17 protein-coding genes are annotated in these 21,532 nt (G+C 55.1%); 6 read left to right on the top strand and 11 right to left on the bottom strand.

The genetic code is table 11. The annotated features are described in order from the left end of the window. Positions 1 to 18 precede the first annotated feature (18 nt). From IDH45_RS19905 to IDH45_RS19895, 3 genes are all read right to left on the bottom strand, one after another. Complete coding sequence (locus tag IDH45_RS19905; protein WP_190929883.1) at positions 19 to 798, bottom strand: NUDIX hydrolase; 780 nt, start codon at positions 796 to 798, stop codon at positions 19 to 21. A gap of 168 nt (positions 799 to 966) precedes the next feature. Beyond that, complete coding sequence (locus IDH45_RS35020) at positions 967 to 2,046, bottom strand: glycoside hydrolase family 31 protein (RefSeq protein ID WP_317891245.1); 1,080 nt, start codon at positions 2,044 to 2,046, stop codon at positions 967 to 969. Beyond that, positions 2,018 to 2,233: a hypothetical protein gene (locus tag IDH45_RS19895; protein ID WP_190929881.1), complete on the bottom strand. Its 216-nt coding sequence runs from the start codon at positions 2,231 to 2,233 to the stop codon at positions 2,018 to 2,020. The genes IDH45_RS35020 and IDH45_RS19895 overlap by 29 nt, the downstream gene beginning before the upstream one ends. Before the next feature lie 318 nt (positions 2,234 to 2,551). Here IDH45_RS19895 and IDH45_RS19890 point away from each other — a divergent pair, with 318 nt between their 5' ends. The 3 genes from IDH45_RS19890 (at position 2,552) to IDH45_RS19880 (ending at position 6,601) form a co-directional block, all read left to right on the top strand. Beyond that, on the top strand, positions 2,552 to 2,833 hold the full coding sequence (locus IDH45_RS19890) for a hypothetical protein (RefSeq protein ID WP_190929880.1): 282 nt from the start codon (positions 2,552 to 2,554) through the stop codon (positions 2,831 to 2,833). Then, a complete protein-coding gene (locus IDH45_RS19885; protein ID WP_190929879.1) occupies positions 2,806 to 5,454 on the top strand; it encodes a TIM-barrel domain-containing protein in 2,649 nt (882 codons plus the stop codon). Before IDH45_RS19890 ends, IDH45_RS19885 begins: the two co-directional genes overlap by 28 nt. A gap of 160 nt (positions 5,455 to 5,614) precedes the next feature. Then, a complete protein-coding gene (locus IDH45_RS19880; protein WP_190929878.1) occupies positions 5,615 to 6,601 on the top strand; it encodes a copper amine oxidase N-terminal domain-containing protein in 987 nt (328 codons plus the stop codon). Positions 6,602 to 6,603: 2 nt separating this feature from the next. On the opposite strand, the gene IDH45_RS19875 is transcribed toward IDH45_RS19880, so the two are convergent. From IDH45_RS19875 to IDH45_RS19845, 7 genes are read right to left on the bottom strand one after another with little or no spacing between them, the layout of a single operon-like run. Beyond that, positions 6,604 to 7,284 (bottom strand): DUF4956 domain-containing protein, encoded by a 681-nt coding sequence (locus IDH45_RS19875; RefSeq protein WP_317891242.1) that lies wholly within the window; start codon positions 7,282 to 7,284, stop codon positions 6,604 to 6,606. A 33-nt stretch (positions 7,285 to 7,317) separates the two neighbouring features. Further along, positions 7,318 to 8,028: a polyphosphate polymerase domain-containing protein gene (locus IDH45_RS19870; protein WP_190929877.1), complete on the bottom strand. Its 711-nt coding sequence runs from the start codon at positions 8,026 to 8,028 to the stop codon at positions 7,318 to 7,320. 2 nt (positions 8,029 to 8,030) lie between these two features. Then, a complete protein-coding gene (gene pelG / locus IDH45_RS19865; RefSeq protein WP_190929876.1) occupies positions 8,031 to 11,156 on the bottom strand; it encodes an exopolysaccharide Pel transporter PelG in 3,126 nt (1,041 codons plus the stop codon). Continuing rightward, the gene (gene pelF / locus IDH45_RS19860; RefSeq protein ID WP_190929875.1) at positions 11,144 to 12,577 is read right to left on the bottom strand and encodes a GT4 family glycosyltransferase PelF; all 1,434 of its coding nucleotides are present in this window, start codon (positions 12,575 to 12,577) and stop codon (positions 11,144 to 11,146) included. The genes pelG and pelF overlap by 13 nt, the downstream gene beginning before the upstream one ends. A gap of 5 nt (positions 12,578 to 12,582) precedes the next feature. Further along, on the bottom strand, positions 12,583 to 14,418 hold the full coding sequence (locus tag IDH45_RS19855) for a DUF2194 domain-containing protein (protein ID WP_190929874.1): 1,836 nt from the start codon (positions 14,416 to 14,418) through the stop codon (positions 12,583 to 12,585). Between the two features lies 1 nt (position 14,419). After that, positions 14,420 to 15,313, bottom strand: a complete 894-nt coding sequence (locus IDH45_RS19850; RefSeq protein ID WP_190929873.1) for a tetratricopeptide repeat protein — start codon at positions 15,311 to 15,313, stop codon at positions 14,420 to 14,422. After that, complete coding sequence (locus IDH45_RS19845) at positions 15,306 to 17,492, bottom strand: NAD-dependent epimerase/dehydratase family protein (protein ID WP_190929872.1); 2,187 nt, start codon at positions 17,490 to 17,492, stop codon at positions 15,306 to 15,308. Before IDH45_RS19845 ends, IDH45_RS19850 begins: the two co-directional genes overlap by 8 nt. A gap of 157 nt (positions 17,493 to 17,649) precedes the next feature. Between IDH45_RS19845 and IDH45_RS19840 the strand changes: the two genes are divergently transcribed. Then, on the top strand, positions 17,650 to 19,056 hold the full coding sequence (locus IDH45_RS19840; protein WP_190929871.1) for a DUF4832 domain-containing protein: 1,407 nt from the start codon (positions 17,650 to 17,652) through the stop codon (positions 19,054 to 19,056). Positions 19,057 to 19,075: 19 nt separating this feature from the next. Here the strand turns inward: IDH45_RS19840 and IDH45_RS19835 are convergent, their stop codons facing one another. Next, on the bottom strand, positions 19,076 to 20,203 hold the full coding sequence (locus tag IDH45_RS19835) for a response regulator (RefSeq protein ID WP_190929870.1): 1,128 nt from the start codon (positions 20,201 to 20,203) through the stop codon (positions 19,076 to 19,078). 230 nt (positions 20,204 to 20,433) lie between these two features. On the opposite strand from IDH45_RS19835, the gene IDH45_RS19830 reads away from it, so the two are divergent. Both IDH45_RS19830 and IDH45_RS19825 read left to right on the top strand, forming a co-directional pair. Beyond that, positions 20,434 to 20,967: a 5' nucleotidase, NT5C type gene (locus IDH45_RS19830; RefSeq protein ID WP_190929869.1), complete on the top strand. Its 534-nt coding sequence runs from the start codon at positions 20,434 to 20,436 to the stop codon at positions 20,965 to 20,967. A 232-nt stretch (positions 20,968 to 21,199) separates the two neighbouring features. After that, positions 21,200 to 21,352 carry a hypothetical protein gene (locus IDH45_RS19825; protein ID WP_190929868.1) on the top strand — a complete coding sequence of 51 codons (153 nt, stop codon included), beginning with the start codon at positions 21,200 to 21,202 and terminating at the stop codon, positions 21,350 to 21,352. Positions 21,353 to 21,532: the final 180 nt, after the last annotated feature.

Raw genomic sequence — 21,532 nt, 5'->3', positions numbered from 1 at the left:
TCTTTGCAGCGCAGCTGTTTATCCATAAATCGACAGCTCCGGCACAAAACCGGTAAACCTGTACAACTGGGCGGCGCGCTGCGAATAGCGGTTCGACTGCTTCGGCTTGCCCTGCTCATCCTTCGCTTCTTCCAGCAAGCCATACCGGCTCCGGGTCGACGTAATTTTGCGGATAAAGTTCGGTTCCTCAAAATCCGGTACGACGGTGCGGATCACCTGGTACAATTCCCCGATCGTAAATTCGTCCGGCAAAAACTCCTTCGCAATCGTCGTCGTCCGCATCTTGGCCCGGACTCTCTCCAGCGCGTCCCGCACAATGCGGCCGTGGTCGAAGGCCAGCTCCATGGCCAGCGCCTCCTCCACCGGAAACAGGCGGACGTCCGCCGCGTCGTCCTGGGCTTTGCGGTCAGCCAAGTAGCGCTCGTGCACAAGTGCGAAGAAGGCGTGGGAGATGATCCAGCCCCTCGGGTCGCGGTTCGGTTCGCTGTACACGTTAAAATACTCGAGATGAACGTCGGCTACGCTCGTCTCCTCCATCAGCTCGCGCCGCGCGCAATCGTACATGCTCTCGTTCTCGTCGCTAAACCCGCCGGGCAGCGCCCATTGGCCCTCGAACGGCCATTTTTTGCGCTGGATGAGCAGCACCTCCAGTTTGCGGTCCGGCAAAGCTTTCTTGCCCGTCCCCTTGTCCTCCGAAGTGATCGTAAACATGACGATATCGGAGGGGGCCCCGTCCGGCGTCCGGTATTTGGCGGGCGTATAGTTGGATTCGTTCTCGATCTCGTCGGTCGGATGCATGAGCGTCTCCTTCAAATTGTGGTTTTGATAATGTCATAATGACATATTATGATACGAATGTCAACTCGAGTTTCTGGCTTGAACGCACTACAGTTCCTTATCTGTTCCAGCACGATCAAAGACCGATGCGGTCATCGCCGCATCGGTCTGCTGCCACTGCTTATTCCTTCAAGAAACAACTACGATTTCTACAACGTCCTTCTTCCGTTCATCTTCCTCGGCAATCAGCCGAACCGTACGCATGCTTCGATCGTAAACCCAGCCTTCTCCCTCGACGCCGCAAGAGACATCGTCCCGATTACTCTTCTCCACTCGTTCCGGCAGCCTCGCCCCATTGATTTCAATGCAGGCGGGCTTCGTATCCGAATGGATCAGGATATCGTAGCTGCGTTTCGCCGACATTCCCTCATACATTCCGGTTCGCGGACTTATTCGCAGAACGACGGCATCCTGTTGCTGCCGGCATTCGATCCGCGTCTCGGCAACGTTCCCCTCCTCATAAAGGAAAGTCGTCCCGTCATCCTCATACAGCGTAAAATTGCTGGCGTCATGCGGGTAAACCAGCACCCCTAAACGTTCGACAGACTTCTCTCCAACGTAGTCCATTTCGGGCCATTCGGGGATGATAGCTCCGGCGCGAACGAATAATGCTCCTCCCGCGTATGCGGGGATCTTGCAGGCGACAGTTTGCGAGCCCGTGTACCGCTCCTTCGTCCAGTAATCGATCCACTCGCCTTCCGGCAAATAGACTTCGTCCGTAAAAGCGGCGACGAGGAAGGAATCGCCGAACATATACTGTCCGAGCAGGTCGTCCGACTTCGGATCGTTCGGATACGCGAGCGGCATAGCGCGGATAATCGGCATTCCCGTACGAGCGGCAGCATGCGCCGCTGAATAAATGTACGGCAGAAGACGATACCGCAGCTTCGCGTACATCTTGAACATAGCCAGCATCTTCTTATCCAGCAGCCACGGATGGCGCCAGTAGGCCCAGCTGTTCACCTGCGACCATGGCTGCAAAAACCCGAAGTGGAGACCGGCCGGAGTAAACACCTCCATGTCGCAGCTTGTATTGACATGTCCGGACAACCCGAGATTCAGCAGCGATACGAGTGGCTTCGGTCCTCCGCCGGTGTCCCCTGCCCAAGTGGCCGCATATTGCTGGATCCCTGCAAATCCGCCTGCCGTATAAATCATCGGTCTGCGCCCCGTCTGCTCCTTAAATGAGCGGCTCCCCCAACAATTGATTCAATCCTTCTTCGTCCCAATCGTTAATAAACGGATAATACAGGACCAGCTCTACCGGCTCTTGCGGAGGTTCGTTTGTTTTTCCTTCCTGTCCTTCCTTTCCGCTTCCACATGCCGTCGTCATGCCGGTTGCCAGTAGGAGCGACAACAGTGCCGCCTCGCTCGCTTTCCCGTTTTTTTGAGCCATCTCCCTTATCCCCTTTGCGAAAATATTTGGAATCTCCGAATCCTTTACACTACAGTCCCTGCCGCGTCAATCCGCGCCGCGCCGTTAACGGCAGCAGTGCCGGCCGCTCCCAAAGTGGCAAGAATCGTTCTTCTGGACATTTTTTCGGACATGTTTCGTTTCATGGGACGTTGCCTCCTTTCATGAATGACCTTCCTTATTGCTTTCTTTGCTTTCGTGGAATTACAATCATTGTATATGGAACCGCATACATTTCGTAGGACGATCGATTGCAATCAATAGGATATCGATGACTGTTTGAATAGGAGGCATAGCGAGTTGAGCGCAAAATCGAACGGAATCGTATTTGAAATGGCCAGCGGCGGCTATTTGCGCGTAGATTCGGTGTCCCCCGGTACGCTGCGGATTCGCCTTCATGAAACGAACGACTTTCCGGAATCCGTCCTCGAACGTTACGGTATCGTCTTACATCGCAGTTCGTGCGACTACGTGCTGGAATACGACGGTCCTGCTTCACAATCCGAACGGACAAAGCGGCGCTTACGGTCGATACGCGGAACGGCTGTCTTTCTTTGTGCAATGAACGCGGCGAATTGCTGACGTGCCAGGCCGAACGCCCCTGGTCCGATGCCGCCCAAGGATTCGGCGCTCATTTCACGCTGGCAGACGGGGAGCGGATATACGGGCTCGGCGATGTGAAGAGAGATCGCATTCAGCACCGGGGACATCGCGCCGAGATGCGGATCGAGAATGTACACCGCTACGCCCCCGTTCCATTTCTAATGAGCAGCCGGAAATGGGGGCTATTCATAAACACGACCTGGTGTCACGAGATCGATATCGGCCATGCGCAGCGCGACCTGTTGACATTCCAGGGGACCCGCGGGAAGCTGGACTTCTTCCTGTTTGTCGGCGACTCCTATGCCGAGCTGCTGGACCGCTATACCGGCGTGGTCGGAAAGCCGTTACTGCTGCCCGTCTGGGCTTATGGCCTGACTTACGTATGCCACCAGCAAGTCAATGCGCGCGAGATGGTGGACGATGCGCTCAATTTCCGCCGGGCGGGTATTCCTTGCGATACGATCGGGCTCGAACCGGGCTGGATGGATTCACCCAGCGAATCCGTTCATAAAAACTGGCATCCGGAACGATTTGCCCTCCCTCCTTACTCCAAAAAATCCGATACGTTTATCGGCGCACTGGACAAGCTCGGCTTTAAGCTTAGCTTATGGCTTACCTGCACGCATGACTTGAGCATAGAGGAAGAGCGTTCGTTGTCGGCGTCGAGCGCAATCCTGGCGTTTAACGAAGCGCCCTGGTACGATCATTTGCGGAAGTTCGTCGATCAAGGCGTGAGCGCATTCAAGCTGAGCGGTGCGCCCTTCGGGCTGGAAACGTCCGGACGAAGGTGGGGCAACGGGATGAGCGACGATGAGATGCACAATCTGTATCCGATTTTGCTCGCCAAGCAGCTGCATCTGGGGTATAAAGAGCAGACGGGTTTGCGATCGATGATCTATATGGCCAACGGGTACGCGGGTATGCAAAGATACGCCGCCACATGGGCCGGTACTTCCGATCAGCAACCGGCTCTCGTCTCTATGCTCAATCATGGCATGTCCGGTCATGTCCATACTACCGAGGATATGGACGTCTCTACGCCCGAGGGTATCCACTTCGGTTTATTGCAGCCCTGGTCGCAGGTGAACAGCTGGGCTTACTGGCGCCATCCGTGCTTGCTGGAACACGAACTGCTGCGAACGTTCCGAACGTATGCCAAATTGCGCTACAGTCTGCTGCCCTATATTTATTCAGCCGCTCACAACGCCGCCCGCACCGGTATGCCGATCCTTCGCGCAATGCCATTGGCCTTTCCCGATGATCCGCATGCGGACGAGCTGCAGCATCAGTATATGTTCGGGGGTTCGCTTCTCGTAGCCGCATATACCCGTACCGTTTATTTGCCGGAAGGCGTCTGGTTCGACTATTGGACCGGCGAACGGCATACGGGTCCGAAACAGTTGGAATATGCGGCGGTACCGCCGGCCGGCGGACCGTTGTTCGTCAAAGGAGGCGCCATTATCCCCGTATGGCCGGAGATGAGCCATATCGGACCGAAGCAGCCGGAGACCATCGGTCTCCACCTGTACCCGTACGGCGAAAGCGAATATGTTCTCATGGAAGACGATGGGATAACTTACGGGTATATGGAGCATCGGGTTGCCGAAACGAAAATAAGCTGCCGGACGACGGATAAGCGAACAAAGGTTCGGATCGGTACCCGGAAGGGTCATTACGAGGGAATGCCGTGCAGACGCAGCTACGATCTGTACATTCATGTTCCGGCCAAGCCGCTGCAAGTGACGGTAGACGGAAGCTTAGCCGAGGAAACGGTCCATCCGCCGGAAACCGGTTCGGCGCGCAACACCTGGTATTTTGACCGGTCGTCCCGGATCATCCGGATTGGCGCACAGGAGCATGCGGATAAACCGGAGGACGTGACGATCGAAGTCTGCTACGACACTACTTTTCACCGGGAGACCCCGGCGAGGCATTTGCGTCACGATTCAACCGATTCGTCCGGAACGAACACGCATTGGGAGACGGAACTGGAAATCGGTCTGGAAACGGGGGACCGTGCCAAAGCGTTTGCGGCGCTGGAGGAATGGTGGGTCGAACGGATCGAGCGTATTCCGAACCTGGACGAAGCACGCGTAAACATGCTTATGATTTGCGGATTGTTCGTTCGCGTCTGCAATCGCCAAGGATGGAACGTACAGACCGTACTCGACGGCGAATACGACGCTTTCGTAAATATACAAGCCGTTTTCAGGAAAGAACATGGTTATGACCTCATGCGGCGAGCGGTCCAACAGGTTATCGAGTACCGGCGTTCCGCCAAAAAGTCCGATATCCACCCTCTGATTAAACAAATAACCGATATCGTGGAAAAAGAGATCGACGGCAACATAACGCTTTACACGATGGCCGATCGGCTGCACGTCAACTCCTCCCACTTGAGCCGGATGTTCAAGCAAGCCGTCGGGCAATCGTTCACCGATTACGTGATGGTCCGGAAAATGGAGCGTGCCAAATCGCTGCTTATCGCAGGCAGCAGCGTCTCGGATGCGGCATTGCAGCTCGGCTATAAAGATACGAGTCATTTCATTCGAGTGTTTCGCAAGTATTGGGGGGTGACTCCCGGCGAATTAAAAATGTAACGAAACACCAGCTTACGATCCGGCCCTATTCTCCAGGATGACAATCTCCCGCGCCGGCTGCGGGCCGCAAGCAGCCAGCCGCCGGAGGGCGATTGTTGTTTCCTCCAATATCCATTATGATGGAAAGACAAGTACACTTACCCAACTAAGGATGATTCCCATGCAAACGGCCCGACTGTTAAAGCTTCCTTCCCTACTCCTCGTTCTTCTGGTACCGGCTGCGGCCTATGCGGCTCCCGAGACGTCCGAGACGATCCGCAAACTCGAATTTCGCTCGCCCCATTCGGCGGCCGTCTCGGCACCGGCGTCCGCCGCCACGCTTTGGGGCGCAGACCAATTTGACATAGTCTGGAGGCTGCTCGAGCAGGCCCCGGGGCAGTTGATCGGCTCCGCCGACAACAAGTTCTACTACCAGGCCGCCGGGAGGACTAACGCGGTGCTGCCTTCCGGCGAGAAGGTCCCGGCGAGCAAGTCGCCGAGTCCGAAAACGGACGCTCCGACCGGCTTGAAAGTAACGGAAAACGGAGTAGTAAAGGAAGAGAACGGCAAGATCACGTGGACGTATAAGCCGGACGGCAACAGAAGAGTACTGCCGGATACGCTGCAAACGGATGCGGGGAATCATATCTACTTTCAAGATGACGCCTCGAACTGGTATTCGCTTACCGAAACGGGGCGGCAGCGCTACGTTCTGGAATGGGAAAGGATTCGCGACAAAGTGCAGTGTACCGCCGTGCCTTCCGGGGATGCGGTCTGCGCTTCGCCGGCCTTCGGCCTGATCGGAATCCGCGAGAAAACAAAAGCCCCCCGCCTCTATATCGATGGCAAGGAGCAGTTCTTTTCCCAGCGTCCGGAAGTGATCGACGGCGCGACGTACGTGCCGCTGCGCGCGATAGCGGAATCGCTCGGGGCCGACATCGGCTGGGACCCGGACTCCGCGGAGGTGACGATCCGCAAAGGCAAAACCGTCCGCATCGCGATCGGCAGCGCCGAAGCGTCGATCGGCGGCAAGCGGACAGAGCTTAGCCATCCGCCCCTGCTGCTGGACGGAACGACGTTCGTCCCGCTGCGCTTCATTGGAGAAGCCCTCGGCGAGAAGGTAATATGGGAAGAAGCGACCCGGACGATCCAGATCGCTTCCCCTTGACGTTACTGCGCGTAATCGCCCGTATAGTTGATCAAGGCAACGTCGACGACGCCCTCCACATCGGACAATTCGCTGACGAACGCCGTATTGTCGTCCCGGAGCCTCAGCTCCAGCGTCAGCTCGGTAAAATCTTTGCGCACCGTTTTCGACTTCAGATGATAGTTTAATTTGCGAATGTGTTCGCGTACGCTGTCGGTTGCCGATTCGGAATGGCGGATAATGAGCAGGTATGGCTGCTCCCTCACTTTCCGTCTCGATAGCCAGATCATGGCCAGGCCGACGGCGGCCGAGCCGATAATGGCGACAGGGTACAGCTTCGCACCCGTGGCGATCCCCGCCGATACCGCCCAGAACATGTAGATCGTATCGAGCGGGTCTTTGACCGCCGTCCGAAACCGGACGATACTGAGCGCGCCGACCATCCCGAGCGACAAGACGATATTCGTGCTGATCGTCATGATAATCAGCGCCGTCAGCATCGTCATCAGCACGAACGTGACGTTGTAGTTGTAGCTGTAGACGACACCCCGGAACGTTTTCCGGTAGATGTAGAAAATAAACAGCCCGAGCCCGAAAGCGACGGCCAGTCCGATGATGACGTCGATGTAGGATACATTCCGGAACGCCTCCAGATGAAGCACGCTTTTCTTGAATAAATCCTGAAAATTAGTAGAATCCCCCACTGCAATCTTCCTCTCGCCTGATTCTCCATATCGTTACGGAGTGAAATGTTTGATCCCCAGCTCACGGCAGATGACGTACTTCGAGATCGCGGACCGGTTATGAGCGTGAGGCTGCGCGAGCAGCCGTACCGATTCCGGCAAGAAGGCGTTGAATTTGACCTCCATAATCGTCCGGCCGGTCTCCAGCGCCTCGACGAGGGCCAGATTCGGATCAAACAGATCGTACGTATTCACGGCTCCCGACAGCTTCTTATCGAAGGTGATGCGGACGTCCTCATATTCGTAGATGTACGCTTCCCGGATATAATCGACGATGACCGCCGGGCGGAATCCGCGCATTTCGACGGCCATGTAGAAATCTTTCAGGAGCGGGACAGTCGCATCCCTCAGGACCGATCCGTCCCCTACGAGCAGACGGTCGTACACGTCGCGGCTTAAGGACGCCGACTCTTTGCATACGTAATCCCCGTATTTGCTTTTGCGCTCCAGCTTGATGACCCGGTCGCTTCCGTTATAGACGCGTATCCGATATTTCTCGCGGCTGAACACTCCGTTATTTTTGTCATACAGCGCATGGTCGTGCGGCCCGTCGAAGTAGAGACTGCGCACGCAGTACCCGTCGGACGCTCCGGAGTGTTTGTCCAGCGTAAGCAGCGACGAGATCCGCTGGCGAAGCGCGACATATTCATGCGGGTTAATGTAATACTTCAACTCATGCCGTAGCTTTCGTCCGAGAAATTGCACGTCTACTCCACCTTTATCTGCCTGATTCCATAGTAGGGATCGCCCTTCTCGTCCTCATACGAGTCGAAGGCGACTTGCTTGTTGCCGTTTTTGTCGCGGACTATCACTTTCCAATAATACGTTCCCGGCTTCGGCTTGTCGATCGTCAGCTTCGTTGTCGTCAAGTTCGATTGCTGGCCGACAATCTGGGTGAACGCCGGATCTTTGGCTACTGACCAGTCGTAGTACAAGTCGTCCCCTTGCAGATCGAACGAATGGTCCCAGGTGAAGCTAAGCTGCTGGCCGTTCTGGACCACGTCGCCGAGGAAGATCGGCTTCGGTTTCTGCAGATCCTCCTGAAAGCGGGCTATCGAACGGCTCGGCGTTTCCACGATCCGTTTCAATTCGACTTCCAACTGGCTTGTCCGGATCGGAGAGAAGTCTTTATCCGGCGAGCGGCGGAGGAACGTTTCAACCACAGGACGATATCGTTCAATCCTTTGCGCTACAGACTCGTTGTTGATCGTTTTATACAGCTCTTCCATTTTGTTTTTCAACAAATTGACGTTTTCCTGGCTGCGGAAAAAACGGTTGTGCAGCACGGTTCCCCAGTAATTGCTGATCCCGTTCGAATAGCTGCTGCTTTCGAGCTCCAGCTCCCATCCGCCGTCATAGTCCCACGGGACGAAGTACCATTTGTCCGAATTTAGCGGGGAGTACAACAGGAAGTTCTGAGTATTCGTGTCCATATTGTCCATCAGAATGTTGACGGCCAGCCAGGTCAAATAATTGTCCAGATCAAAATGCTTGGACATGACGTCTTGAATAGAGATCGTCATATCGTTTACATCGTCCAGCATCTTGAGCAGCTTGTCGTGGTCTTCCCGGCCCTGAATCTCGAGCACTTTCTCAAACGCTTCTTTGTTGTAGCTCGGATCGGATTGCGACTTCAAAGCTTCGGGGTAGCGGAAAAATTCGAACATCGACGCTTTGTAAAGCTGCCCATTCGGATCAAGCCAATGGTTTTTCAAAAACATTTCGTTCGGATTTTCCACATGGGTGTACAGACCGTAATCGATAAAAGACTTACTTGCTTTTCCCGGCTCGGATAAGTCCTTCACATACAGCCGGACGAACTGGGTGCGAAGGCTTGCTATGTCCGGCAGCGTCTCCATAAGGTCGAAGCTCAGTTTGTTCCTCAATCGCGACGGATCATAATAGTGCTTGACCAGGTTGATAACGCGCTGATCGCGCCACAGCCCGGCCTGGTTGTTCAGCCTGACTTTGTACGAACGCTGCGAAGCGTATCGAGTCGAGTTGCCACGTATGGTTACTTTTGCGTTGGCGTCCGTTGTCCCGTATCCAAACAAGTTCTGTAAGGGACCACTTCCGTCGGCAGCTCCTTCCTGGACGATAACTTTAAGCTCACCTTCCTCCATCCTGCTGGTGAGCCGGTTCAGTTGGTACCAGTTTAGAGGGTCGCTCTCGTGTTTATTGTCGGGCATTATCGTCAAATACAAAGGGATGATCGAAGTATCATCATCGCGCTCGTACAGCCGCTTGTCATCGATGAACCGCTCGGACGTCATAGCGGGAACCACCGAAGCTGCGGGAGTGGTCGACTTGACCGGTTCCCCACTCTCCTCTGAGCAGGCGGCTAGTACAACAGACAATACAAGAACCGAAACGACAGTTGCGGCCGCTTTGCCTCCGCCCTGTCCCCAGAAGGGAGGTTTCATTCCGCGTTCGCGTCCCATCAACCTGGAAGTAAGCGCAAGCGGCCGTGAGCAGAACGTGTAGTAATCGATATTCCGGACGTAAGTCAACAAGCGGGCGAGAGCAGCCGCCAGCGTCAGAGCCGAAGCGATAAACATGCCGAATCCGTGGTTTTCCGTATTCATCGTCCAGATGGTCAGAGCAGCGTTCAGCACGACGAACAGAAAACTTGTCGCGAGCGCACCCTTTCGATCGTCGAAATACAGCATCAGCAACATGACAATATAAGCGATGATGAACAAATAATAACCCAGCACAAGCGTTATAAACGTATCGAGCTGGACCATCGTGAATCCGATCATCGGCAGAAGCTTAATCCCGAGCGCGATCGAAATTACCGTAAACAATAATTGTAGCTCCATAATAAAACTGATCTCCTGCATTAAAGTTTGCTGCATCGCTTGTTTGGCCCGGTTCACTTCAACATAGGTGCCGCCGTTCAAAATTTTGTCGTAATACTCTCGATATTTTTCATAAAAGGACGTCTCCATCGATACGACGAACGCCACCAGTGTAGGAATGATCGTTAAGTAAGCGTAAAAAACCGGCAAATCGTAAAACGGGGAAATGACGTACTGATTCGCGACGCTTACTCCGTGCGGCCCAAACCAATAAACGAAGCTGTGTATGTAAACCCCGGAGTAAAAAAAGGTGCCGATCCCGAATAAAGCCGGGTACTTCCGGAAATATTTCAGGAAGCTGAAGTAGAGACGACTCGATTTCGGCGGGAACATTTCTTCGAAATGACGAGCCGAGAGCAGAACGATCACAAAAAATCCGATGGCCATCATCGTAAGTACGGCCGTCGCGCTTTTGAAAGGCGTAAAGGCAAGAACAAGCCACGAGCCCAAAACCGAAATGGCTACGCCGTACAAAAAATTGCGAACAATCCGTTTGTAATCTTTCAGAGCCGACAAGTGAACCGTCTGAAGCCAGATGACAATCAACTCCGAGAAAAAAATGAAAGTAGCCGCCTTGTAGCCGAATCCCTGCGTAACGCCGCTTAGGAACAGCCAGGCGCAAACCGCGCCGAGCGGCAAGCATACGGCCGCGGCTCCGTAAAACGAAGAGAGCATATGCTCGTATTTCTTCTCGAACATCATATCCGCGATAAACCGGGTGAGCAGGAGCGACAGCCCTCCCGTAATCAGCACGGAGAAGATGAAACAGTAGACGACCGTCGCCAGAAACAGCTCCTGCTCCAAATAGGCGGCTCCGGTCCACGTCATCAGCCACTGCATCAGAAGAATCATCGAGATGCACAGCACCATCGGCCCGACTGTCGTCAGCGACGAATAGCCGTATGCCCGGATGCTGCTCAGCAGTCCCTGGTCCCGGAACAGCTTTCTCAGCTCAAAACCTATGCCCGCCATGGTCTCACCTCCTCAAAGGATGCATACAGCCGCTTGTAGCTGTCGATAAACTTCCGGTGCGTGTAGTGCAGACGAATGCGCTCCAGCCCGTTGCGTCCCATCTGCTCGCGCAGGGCGCGGCTCATGCACAGCCGGACGACTGCGCCGGCCATCTGATCGTAGTGCATGACCGGCACGACGATGCCGGCCGGACCGAGCCCGTCGTCCCGCCCGAACAACAGCTCGCGGCAGCTGCCGACGTCGGTCGTCACGACCGGCCTTGCGCTCGCCATCGCCTCCATCACCGCAAGCGGCATCCCTTCGCTTACGCTCGACAGCAGCATGAGATCCATCCGTCCCAAGTAATCCTTGATGCGGACCGAGCCGGTAAAGATAATGTCCTCCACCTGCAGCGATTCCACGAGCTGCAAGCATTCCTCGTAGTACTCGTCGTTTTCCTCCGCAGGCCCCATGATATACAGCTCCGCATTCGGCACCTGCATCTTCACGAGCGCGAAGCTGTGGATCATCGTCTTGATATCCTTGATCGGCACGATGCGGACGATCGCGCCGATACGGATTTTCGTCTCCTCCTTCGGAGGCATCTGTGCGACATCCGCATAGTCCTGATCGTTCACGCCATTCGGAATAATCTCGATCTTATCCGGATCGCAGCCCAGCTCCATCTCGATTTCCCGGTTGCGGTTGAACAAAGTGACAACCCGGTCGGTATAATCGTAGGCGCAGCCGGACAGCCGGTAGAAATATTCGATCCACAAGTCCTTGAAGTACCCTTTGACCCAGTCCGCCTTGATGATCTCCTCTTCCCGCTCCCGGGAGTAGATGCCGTGCTCCGTCAGCAGGTACGGCTTGCCGTACAGATGCTTGGCGAGCGCGCCGACCACACCGGCATAACCCGTCGAGACGCTGTGGTACAGATCCGCCTCGGGGATATCCTGACGCACCGCTTGGAATAGCGGCAGCATCATCGAGCGGACCATCCATACCATTTCCGTAAACGGGATTTGCGAGTACTTGGCGCTGCACAGTTCGACCAGAATGTCGAAGTAGTCTTTACTCATCAAAAATTCAGAGGCAACCTCGAACCGATCCGAGCGCAGCAGCGTGAATATTCCCTCCCAGTCGACCTCTCCGTCGCCGGACAACAGCGAACGAAACGACGACTTCTCCGCCACGGTGAGCCGGACGTCATTCCGGCTGCCCCCGGGTTCGTCGAGCACAGCGTCCAGAAACGTTTCCTTGACTTCTACGACGTTCGGAGGCAGCTTGTATTTATACTGGCCGCGCTGCTTCTCCTGCGCTCCGATCGTATAGATGACAAATTCATGTTCCGGCATACTCGTCATCAGAGAGTGAATCCAACTGGAAACCCCGCCGGTTATATACGGGTAAGAACCCTCTGCAATGATGCATATCCGCATAGTTTTCAATCTCCCAATGTTATTTCAAAGTTGGCCTGAACCGCCGTGACCAGATAAGCGGAATCGTCGATCTTCCTCACCTTGCAGCCTGACACATCTTGAATGCTCCGCTCTGTTCTCAGAATGAAGTGCTGCTCGGTGCGGAGCTGCTCGATTGTACCGCTGATCTTGCCTCCCTGACGTCTGATATCAACCTTGCTCGTCAGTACTTCCTCCACATCGACCGCTGCTTCCGAGGAAGTCGAGTGCCTCAGCCACGGATAGACGCGGTCCAATCTCTCCAGCATGGAATTGAATTCACGATACAGCTCTTCCCAAGACATATTGTTGCTGCGGTCGTCGCTGAGCAGGTCGTCGGGATGGATAAAATGGGAGAAAAATCCGAACAGCGTAATTCCGTTCGCCATCATCCAGCGGTCAAACGGCTTCTCGTAGTAACCCGAAGTCAATCGCGGCATCTCCAGGATCCCGTCCGGCGCCACCTCGAACTCCTGCGCATATTCGCGTTTCTCCATATCTATAGCGTACAGGGACGAAATGACCGCCATGCCCGGCCACCCTTTCTTCAATGCCTCCCGCCCTTCCGGGCTGAGTACGTTCGAAGGCGGTACGTAGGAGATCATCTTGTAATCCGGAAACGCTTTGCTTGCGAATTCGACTGCTTCCCGGATCGAATCCACCATATGCTCCGGATTCCTCCAGCTCCTGTAGCCGTACCAGTCGGCGACGATACGATTTCGCTGAAGAGACTGGTGGTTGTAGCCGTGCAGGCCGATCTCTCCTCCGCTTTTGAGCACTTCGCGGCCGTAGCCGAGAAGTCCTTTCAAATCCGCGTCGATCGGCGCATGAAAGGGCGGCTCTACCCGGTCATTGTACGATTCGATAAGCGCCGCCGTATATTTGACATCGTAGCGTTTGGCCACCTTCAGCATATCCGGCCACCAGATTTCTTTGAAGAAAGCGGGAATGTCGCGGCGGTAGTCACGAAAGATGTCGTCGTCGATTCCTCTTGGTATCGGAGCGGGGAAATCATCGATATAAAAGATCTTGGAATTGAAGATCGGGTAGATAAAGTCCGGCTCCAGCATACTGAGTGCACCGGCCAGCAAACCCCGGTTTACTTTCCCGCTCATCATCGACCCGTTAAATACCATGAACTTCCCTTTGCCGTAGGAATAATCCCACAGCAGGGGAATGCCTTCGGTCGATTTCGCCAGTAACCGGCTTTTGTCGTCCAGTTCAACGATTACGGATGTATTAGCAATAATCGGATCTTCAGTGACTAGCCCCTTCTCGCCGATTAACACGTTCGAGGTCAGCACAATGCCCCTCGAAAGCCCGGTGCTCCTGGCGGCGACGATGCCCAGCTTTCGGTATAAACGGTAAAACGTATCGTTTAATTCGGGACTGTCCGCCAGAAACACATATCCCCCGTTCTCCACATAACCGGCGAGAGCCGCTCCGTCTCCGCCGAGCAGCTCAAGCCGTTCCGTGGCGACAATGACGGCCGCGCAGGAGTCGGGCTGGAACGTTCCCCCGTTTAGATCAAAAGACCGGAACGGCTTCTTCATATATATCAGCGTTTGCTCCGCCTGATGTTTGATATCGGCGCTGTACGACTCTGAACCTTCGTACGCGATGCAATACGGAGAGCCGGAAGAGGCGAGGGAAGCTTTGTCCACGAACTCCGGCTTCCATGTCCCGGCTTGGGCCTGCACCGCTTCGTTCCTGCTGAACTGCAGGACGTACTCCGAGCTTGTTAACTGAATCGCCAGCGCAAGCAGCACTACACCCGCGATAATGATATACACGTTTCGTCTCAATTTCACTTTCGTATCCATCTCATGTTCCTTCCGACCAGAATCTCACGGTTGTTAATGCCTCGTTCGACAAACGAATCGGAGATTGCTTGAGTTGGTCCAGCGTGTCCTTCAGCTTCTCGATCGACTGGACGGTGAAATATACGTTCATCAGGCATAAATAGGCGTTCTCATCATGCGGACAATGCCGCAGAAAGCTTTCCGCGCACGCTTCGGCCGAAGCGTATTCGCCCAGCTCCAGATCCATTTCGATCTTCTCGGCATACGCCTCGGCCGACTCCGGCTCCAGCTCGAGCAGGCGGGCCAGCACAGCCGAGTACGTATACCGGTGTTTGGAAATTGTCCGTTCATCGAGAAATCCGCTGCGCATATAGTTTTTCAATACGTCCGCATAGGAGCGGAGCAAATATGAATCGTCCTTGTTCTCCTCGTATTGGACGGACAATTGCTGAAGCGTCAGTGTCAGTTTGCTTTTGATGCCCGTAATGGCGCTGACCGCATAGTGGGAGGTTTCCGTATCTTCATTGCTGACCGCCAGCCGCAAAACTTCCAGATAGTCGAGGGAATCCTGCTTGAGCAGATCGATCATCACCCTCCGCCGGGTGGAAAAATCGTTGACGAGCAGCGCTTCCTCCAGCGGTACGACGTTCAATTCCTTGACGGTATCCGGACTGTCGTAAAGACTGGAGTGCTCCTCGTTCCGGATGCTGAAATGATCGAACATCCCGGATTCGACCGGACGCGCTTGATTTGCTCTGTTGCGGCGAGAGCGAAATAGAGGCAGCAGGAAGCCGACGACGGGCAGCGAGGCGGCCAGCGCAAAGCGGGTCCACCCTTCTCTTCTGTCGTGCCGGTAAACGATTCCGAACACGATGCCGCATACGACGATATAGACGAGCCATGCGATCTCAAACATACTCCGCTTCCTCTTCCGCAACCGTTAGGGTAATGCCGTTCTTCTGCAGCCGTTCCAGGACGAAGGCCGCATCCGCCAAGCTGGAGTTGCTGAGCAGCACCATCAGCTCCCCGCCCGGTCCAATCCCGATATAGTCCGTTTCGCGCAGCGAGCCGGAGATCAGATGGGACAAGTCGATGGTCAGCTCATTGCCCTCTCCGGCGGACAACAGCACGTATTCGGTCCCATGCTTCGCTCTGCCGATCCGTTTGCTTACGAGAATGTCATGGAATACGTCGGGCTTCAGAACGGGCGTGCCGTCGATGTACCTCACGTTTTCCGTTGCCTCCACGAAGGAGAGCGCTCGGGACAAAGCGGAGGATACGAGGTCGACCGTAATTTTGAACAAGTTCTGATAGTACAACGTGAAATGGTCGAATTTCATCCCGTACAACGCGACAACCGCGACCACTTCTCTTCCGTTCCACACCGGCGCGGCCATCAGCGGAGCGTCGGCCTGAAGCTTCTTGTTGACGAACAGCTTCTTGTCGTGCAGCACGTGCCTGGCGAAATCGACGTCCTCCACCTTGATCGATTTGGCGATCTCATAATCGCCCGAGCCCGAGCGGGTTACGAGACGAAGATAGTTCCCGTATTTGTTGACCGTATAAATCGATACGACCTGCACTCTCATAATCGATTCGACAACGCTGACGGTCGAGTTAAAGATGCTTTCGGGCTCCAAACTTTCCAATTCCTTCGTAACGGAGTAGATTTTGCCGAAGCTGTCGCTGCTGTTCATCACCTGCAGTTGGAGCTCGTCCTTCACCAGCCGCGTCTCCGTGTAGATGTCGTTCAGGAACGCGTACTTCTCCTCCGTCGTTTCCGTCCGCCGCTTCATATTGCGCAGCGCGAGGTTTTTGCGCTCGATGGCGTAACCGACGACGAGGCCGATGAACAAATAAACGGCGGTATGGAAAAAGAACTCGGTATCGTGAAGCAGCGACACGAATTCGCGCCCGTTGTCCAACTGCTGGTAGATATAAAGCGCGACGGACAGTGCGACGGCTATAAGCGACTGGCGGTTTCCGTAGAGAATGCCGAGCAGGATAATGTAGATCAGCCGGAAATCGAGAATATCGTACATGCCGTTTTGCAGCGACAGCGTGATCCAGGCGGTAACCCCGAACGCCAGCGCATTCTCCGCATAAGGAAGCACTTTTTTGACCGACGTCCAAATCGGGGAGGAGTCCCTCTTCACGTCGGCTTGCCGCTCCTCCGAGCGCTTATGCTCATCGGCAAACCACCGGTACGTCCGGGCCAGCCCTTCCTTCAGCGAATATTTAGGCGCCCAGTCCAGATCTTTCTTGATCCGCGAATTGTCGAGCACCGATCGGTAAATATCGCCGGAGCGGCCGTCCTTATAGGTAACGGGAATCGATCCATGCAGCGACTGGAGCGTGTCGACCAACTCGTTCACGCTCGTCTCACTGTTCGTGGATAAGTTGTACACCCCGGTGAGACTCGAATACGAGGCGCGGTAAATGGCATCGGCGATATCCTCCACGTAAATGAAATCGCGCGTCTGGCCTCCGTCGCCGAATACGATCAATTCCTTCGCATGGAGCGCCCGTTCGGTAAAAATCGACACGACTCCCCCTTCGCCGACGCTTCCTTGGCGGGGGCCGTACACGTTAGAGAATCGGAAGCAAATCGTCTCCAGCCCGTAGATGTCCTGCCATTTCCGGCAGTAGGTTTCCCCGATCCATTTGTTCAATCCGTACGGGGAAATCGGCTCGCACTCCTCCGACTCCGCGAGCGGCAGCCGGTCGTTCTCCCCGTATACGGCGGCCGAGGAGGCGAAAATAAACTTTTTGACGCCATACTTGTGCGACAGAGATAAAATGTTGGAGAGCCCGAGAACGTTGGATTTCGTATCCAAACGCGGATTGTCAAGCGAGGTCGATACGTTTACTTGCGCGGCCAGATGAACGACCACATCGAACTTGGTGCTCCGGAATATTTCTTCACATTTGCGGTCTTCGATGGAGACGATATAGCTTTTGTGCTTGAAGGTAATATTGCTCTTGTCCCCCGAGGACATGCTGTCTATAAGCGAGACTTCATATCCTTCCTTATAAAACCGTTCGGCTACAAAAGATCCGATGAATCCGTAGCCTCCTGTTACCAGTACTCTCAAGTTAATCACCACTTCTTCGCCCGTAATATTTCGACAATGAATGTGATTGTACGACATCGATCTGAACAAAAACTGAACGAGTTTCCTGTATAGCCAGATTTTCCCGAGTCGATATATAATGGTAGAACTACACGCACTCATGGATGGAGGATTTCCCTTGCACTTGACCCGACGTTATGTACTCGTTGCCGTCCTGATCGCCGCCACCGGCCTGTCCGGTCTGCTGATCACCAATCATCTTCGCGCCGATACAAAAATCAATGCCGTCAGTTATATGCCGGCCGAAACCGACCTCGTGCTTGCCAATCCGTATATGGGGTTCGCGGTCGATGCCAAATACGACAATGCCGTGCAGCCGTTCCGGCTCGCTCATGCCAATCTCTCGTGGCGGGAACTGGAGCCGGAGAAAGGAAAGTACGCGTTTGATGGGATTGAGAAACGGTTTAACTTTGCGCTCTGGAAGCAGAAAGGCGTGCATCTCATTTTGCGTGTTATTCTCGACTACCCCCGCGAGCAGTCGCATATGGATATACCGGATTGGCTGTATGAAGAAATCGGCCAAAAAGGGGATTGGTACGATAGCGATTACGGCAAAGGCTTCAGCCCGGATTACGGTCATCCCGCATTGATGCAAAACCACGAGCGGCTGCTGAACGCTCTGGGAGAGCGGTATAACCAAGATCCGCAGATCGCCTTCATCCAGCTCGGCAGCCTCGGCCATTGGGGCGAGTGGCATACGCGGGACGACGATCAGGGCTTCATTCCGTTTCCGAAACGGAACATCTCGGACCAGTACGCCGAGCATTACGTCCGCGCGTTTCCGGACAAGCATCTGCTTATGAGGCGTCCGCATCAGGTCGCGCTCGATCATAAGATGGGGTTGTATAACGACGCCTTCGGAAAATCGAAATCGACGATCGACGGCTTTCTGAAGTGGTATACGGAAGGATATAAATCTTGGCTGACGGACGAAGACGAGCCGGCGATGCCCGATTTCTGGGCGACTTCGCCGAGCGGCGGCGAGTTTTCCAGCGGCTCGTATTTTAAGGACAGCGTGATTGAGGAGACGCTGCGGCAAGCCCGGCTGACGCATGTTACCTGGATGGGGCCCAGCGCACCTTACCGGGAGAAGGATGCAGCGATTCAGCCGAACATCGACCGTTTTCTGAAAACGATCGGCTACCGCTTCGTTTTGACGAAAGAAACGCACGAGAAAGAAGCGACGCCCGGCAAAAGTCTGCCTATTTCGCTTACGGTAAACAACCGGGGAGTGGCGCCGTTTTATTACAATTGGCCGCTCGAGCTGTCGCTTGCCGACGGACAAGGGGCGATTGTGGCCGCCGTCCGGACCGATGTCGATATTCGGAAGTGGCTTCCCGGCGAGCACGAAGCCTCCTATGCGCTGCCGATCCCGGATCATCTTCAGGAAGGCACGTACACGGTAAACGCCGCCATTCTCGATCCGCAATCCGGGAAACCCGGGGTCGAGTTTGCAAGCGACGGGAAACGAGCCGACGGCCGTTATGCGCTCGGCACCGTTCTCATCAAGCCCGCCAAGAGGTAGGCCGCGCGGAGGCAACTGTTCAGCTCTTGCTTTTCCAGCTCTCGTACCAGAGGCGGACGGGTTCCTGCGGCTGGGTACCGTACTCCCCGCGCAGCATCTCTTCCAGACGTTTATGCTGCTGTTCGACGGAGCCGCGGTCCCCTGCGGCTTCGTACAGCTGCATCAGGATGAAGTAGGTTTGCTCCATGTACGGATAGAGCGACTGGACCCGGAGATGGAGCGCAATCGCTTCCGCGTAATTTTTGCAGGCGATGAGATATTCCCCTACCGCCATCGCGTGCTGAATCCAAAGCACCCTCAACCGCTGGCGCTCGCTTTCCGCCCAGATATAGGCGTTGTCTGCCATATAATCGCCGCGGTACAGCTCCAGCAAGCTCCGATGCTCCGGCAGCGTCGCGGCCGAGATCGGGGGCGCTTCGCGCAGGCCGTGCTCCCAGTCCGCGACGTCCAGCTTCGCCTGGTTCATCTCAAGCTGGTAGCCTTCGTCATAGCTTAAAATGCGCATGTTGACCCCGGCGTTCTCCAGCATTTTACGAATCTGGTACACCGCCGTGTACAGCAAGGTATACCCTTTCTTCCAATCCGCTTCCGGCCATAACATATCCAGCAGCGTATCTTTCCTGACCAGTTGCCCCCGCTGATGGACCAGAAAAGCGAACAGCTCCTGCGCCTTCGACGTTCTCCAGCGAATCGCGGCCTGCTCCGCCGAGCCTGCGGGCAGCTCGATCTGCAGCGATTGGAAACACCGGATGAGGAGCTGACTGTCCGGAACAGGGACGGCCGCTTTCTCCGTTTTCTCGAAGAGCCGCTTGGCCGTTTCGGCCAGACGCTCCCGCTTCACCGGCTTCAGCAGATAGTCGATTGCGCTCAGCTCGAACGCTTTGACTGCGTAATTGTCGTAGGCGGTCACGAACACGATCTTCACCGAAGGCAGCCGGCTGCGTATTCGCTCCGCCAGTTGGATTCCGTTAATCTCGGGCATCTCGATATCGAGAAACGCCACGTCCGGCTCCTCGCGAGTGATGGCCTCCAAGGCTTGATGAGGGTTCGTATACTTGCCGATGACCTCGAAGCTATCGATTTCCCCGATCAATCTCCCCATAACTTCAAGAGCCAAGCGCTCATCATCAACAAGGATTACTTTCATATGTCACGGCTCCGATCCTTCTGTGCGATTGTCTTGCCGTTTCCCCTATATTGAATCACGACCCATTCTTTGGTATTATATCACGCCTTTCGGCCAAGCACTATGCGTCCGTCCTCCCACGCGCCAAGGTCTGCCGGCATATGCGGGCCTGCGCGGTACCCAATATCCATTGACCTTGCCTTCGTTTACGGCTAGCATAGAGGTACAACAACAGGATAGGAGCATGCCGGATGGACGCCGTCAAACCACGCATCGCAATTGATATGGACGAAGTTATGGGGGACACGCTGGGCAAAATGCTCGAGTGCTACAACCGGGATTACGCGGACTGCCTCACCGTAGACGACCTCCGCGGCAAAAAGCTGCGCCACGTCGCCAAGTGCGGCTCCGAAGTATCGAAATATTTCGAGGACCCCTCCTTTTTGCGGGATCTGAAAGTGATACCGGACAGCCAGGACGTGATCCGGGAGCTGCAATCCCGGTACGAAATCTTCATCGCCACCGCCGCCATGGAGGTACCGGCTTCGTTCGCCGCCAAGTACGAATGGCTGAAGGAGCATTTCGACTTCATCCCGAACACCCACATCGTGTTCTGCGGCGACAAAAGCATCATCAACGCCGACTATCTGATCGACGACCACGCCTACCAATTCGAGCGCTTCCGGGGGCAAGGCATTCTGTATACGGCTTCGCACAACATCGAAGAAACCCGCTATCCGCGCGTCAACAATTGGCGGGAAGTGGCGGATCTGTTTTTGAAATAACGAGGTTTGGAATGTCGCGGATTGGACTTGGCTTCGGATTGTGGACCATAACCATAGAGTACAATTCGTACAACTTATGCAGCTGCGGGCTGACTCAGTGGGGATTTCCCCTGGTGGGACAGCCTTTTTTGTGCCGTCACACGCCTGTTTTTAACTACGGACAAGCATATTGGCGCGCCGAACCGCATATAAATGCTTTCGTTGTTTATTTTATTTTGCGAGGGAGAGTACGATGGAGCCTCTGAAATTGCACAAGCGCCAACCGTCCAGCAAGCAGGAACGGGTCGTGGAGTACGTCAAAAAAAACTATACGGGCCTGTACAATGCCTGCAAGCAGTGGAAGGCCCAGGAAGGCGCAGCGGCGAAATCGACGGCGCAGCCTTGATCGTATAGGGGCGGAACCAAGGTTCCGGCCCGTCTTTTTTTGGGGAAATCCGGCGCACGGGTTCGCGCCCGGCCGGCAGCTGTGCGATATGGCGGCGTAGCCCGGCGGCGTAGCCCGGCGGCGTAGCCCGGCGGCGTAGCCCGGCGGCGTAGCCCGGCGGCGTAGCCCGGCGGCGTAGCC

The organism is Paenibacillus oceani (assembly GCF_014705615.1).
Taxonomy (GTDB): Bacteria; Bacillota; Bacilli; order Paenibacillales; family NBRC-103111; genus Paenibacillus_AB; species Paenibacillus_AB oceani.
The sequence above is the reverse complement of the archived record's forward strand: the minus strand, read 5'-3'. Positions and strand labels throughout refer to the sequence as shown.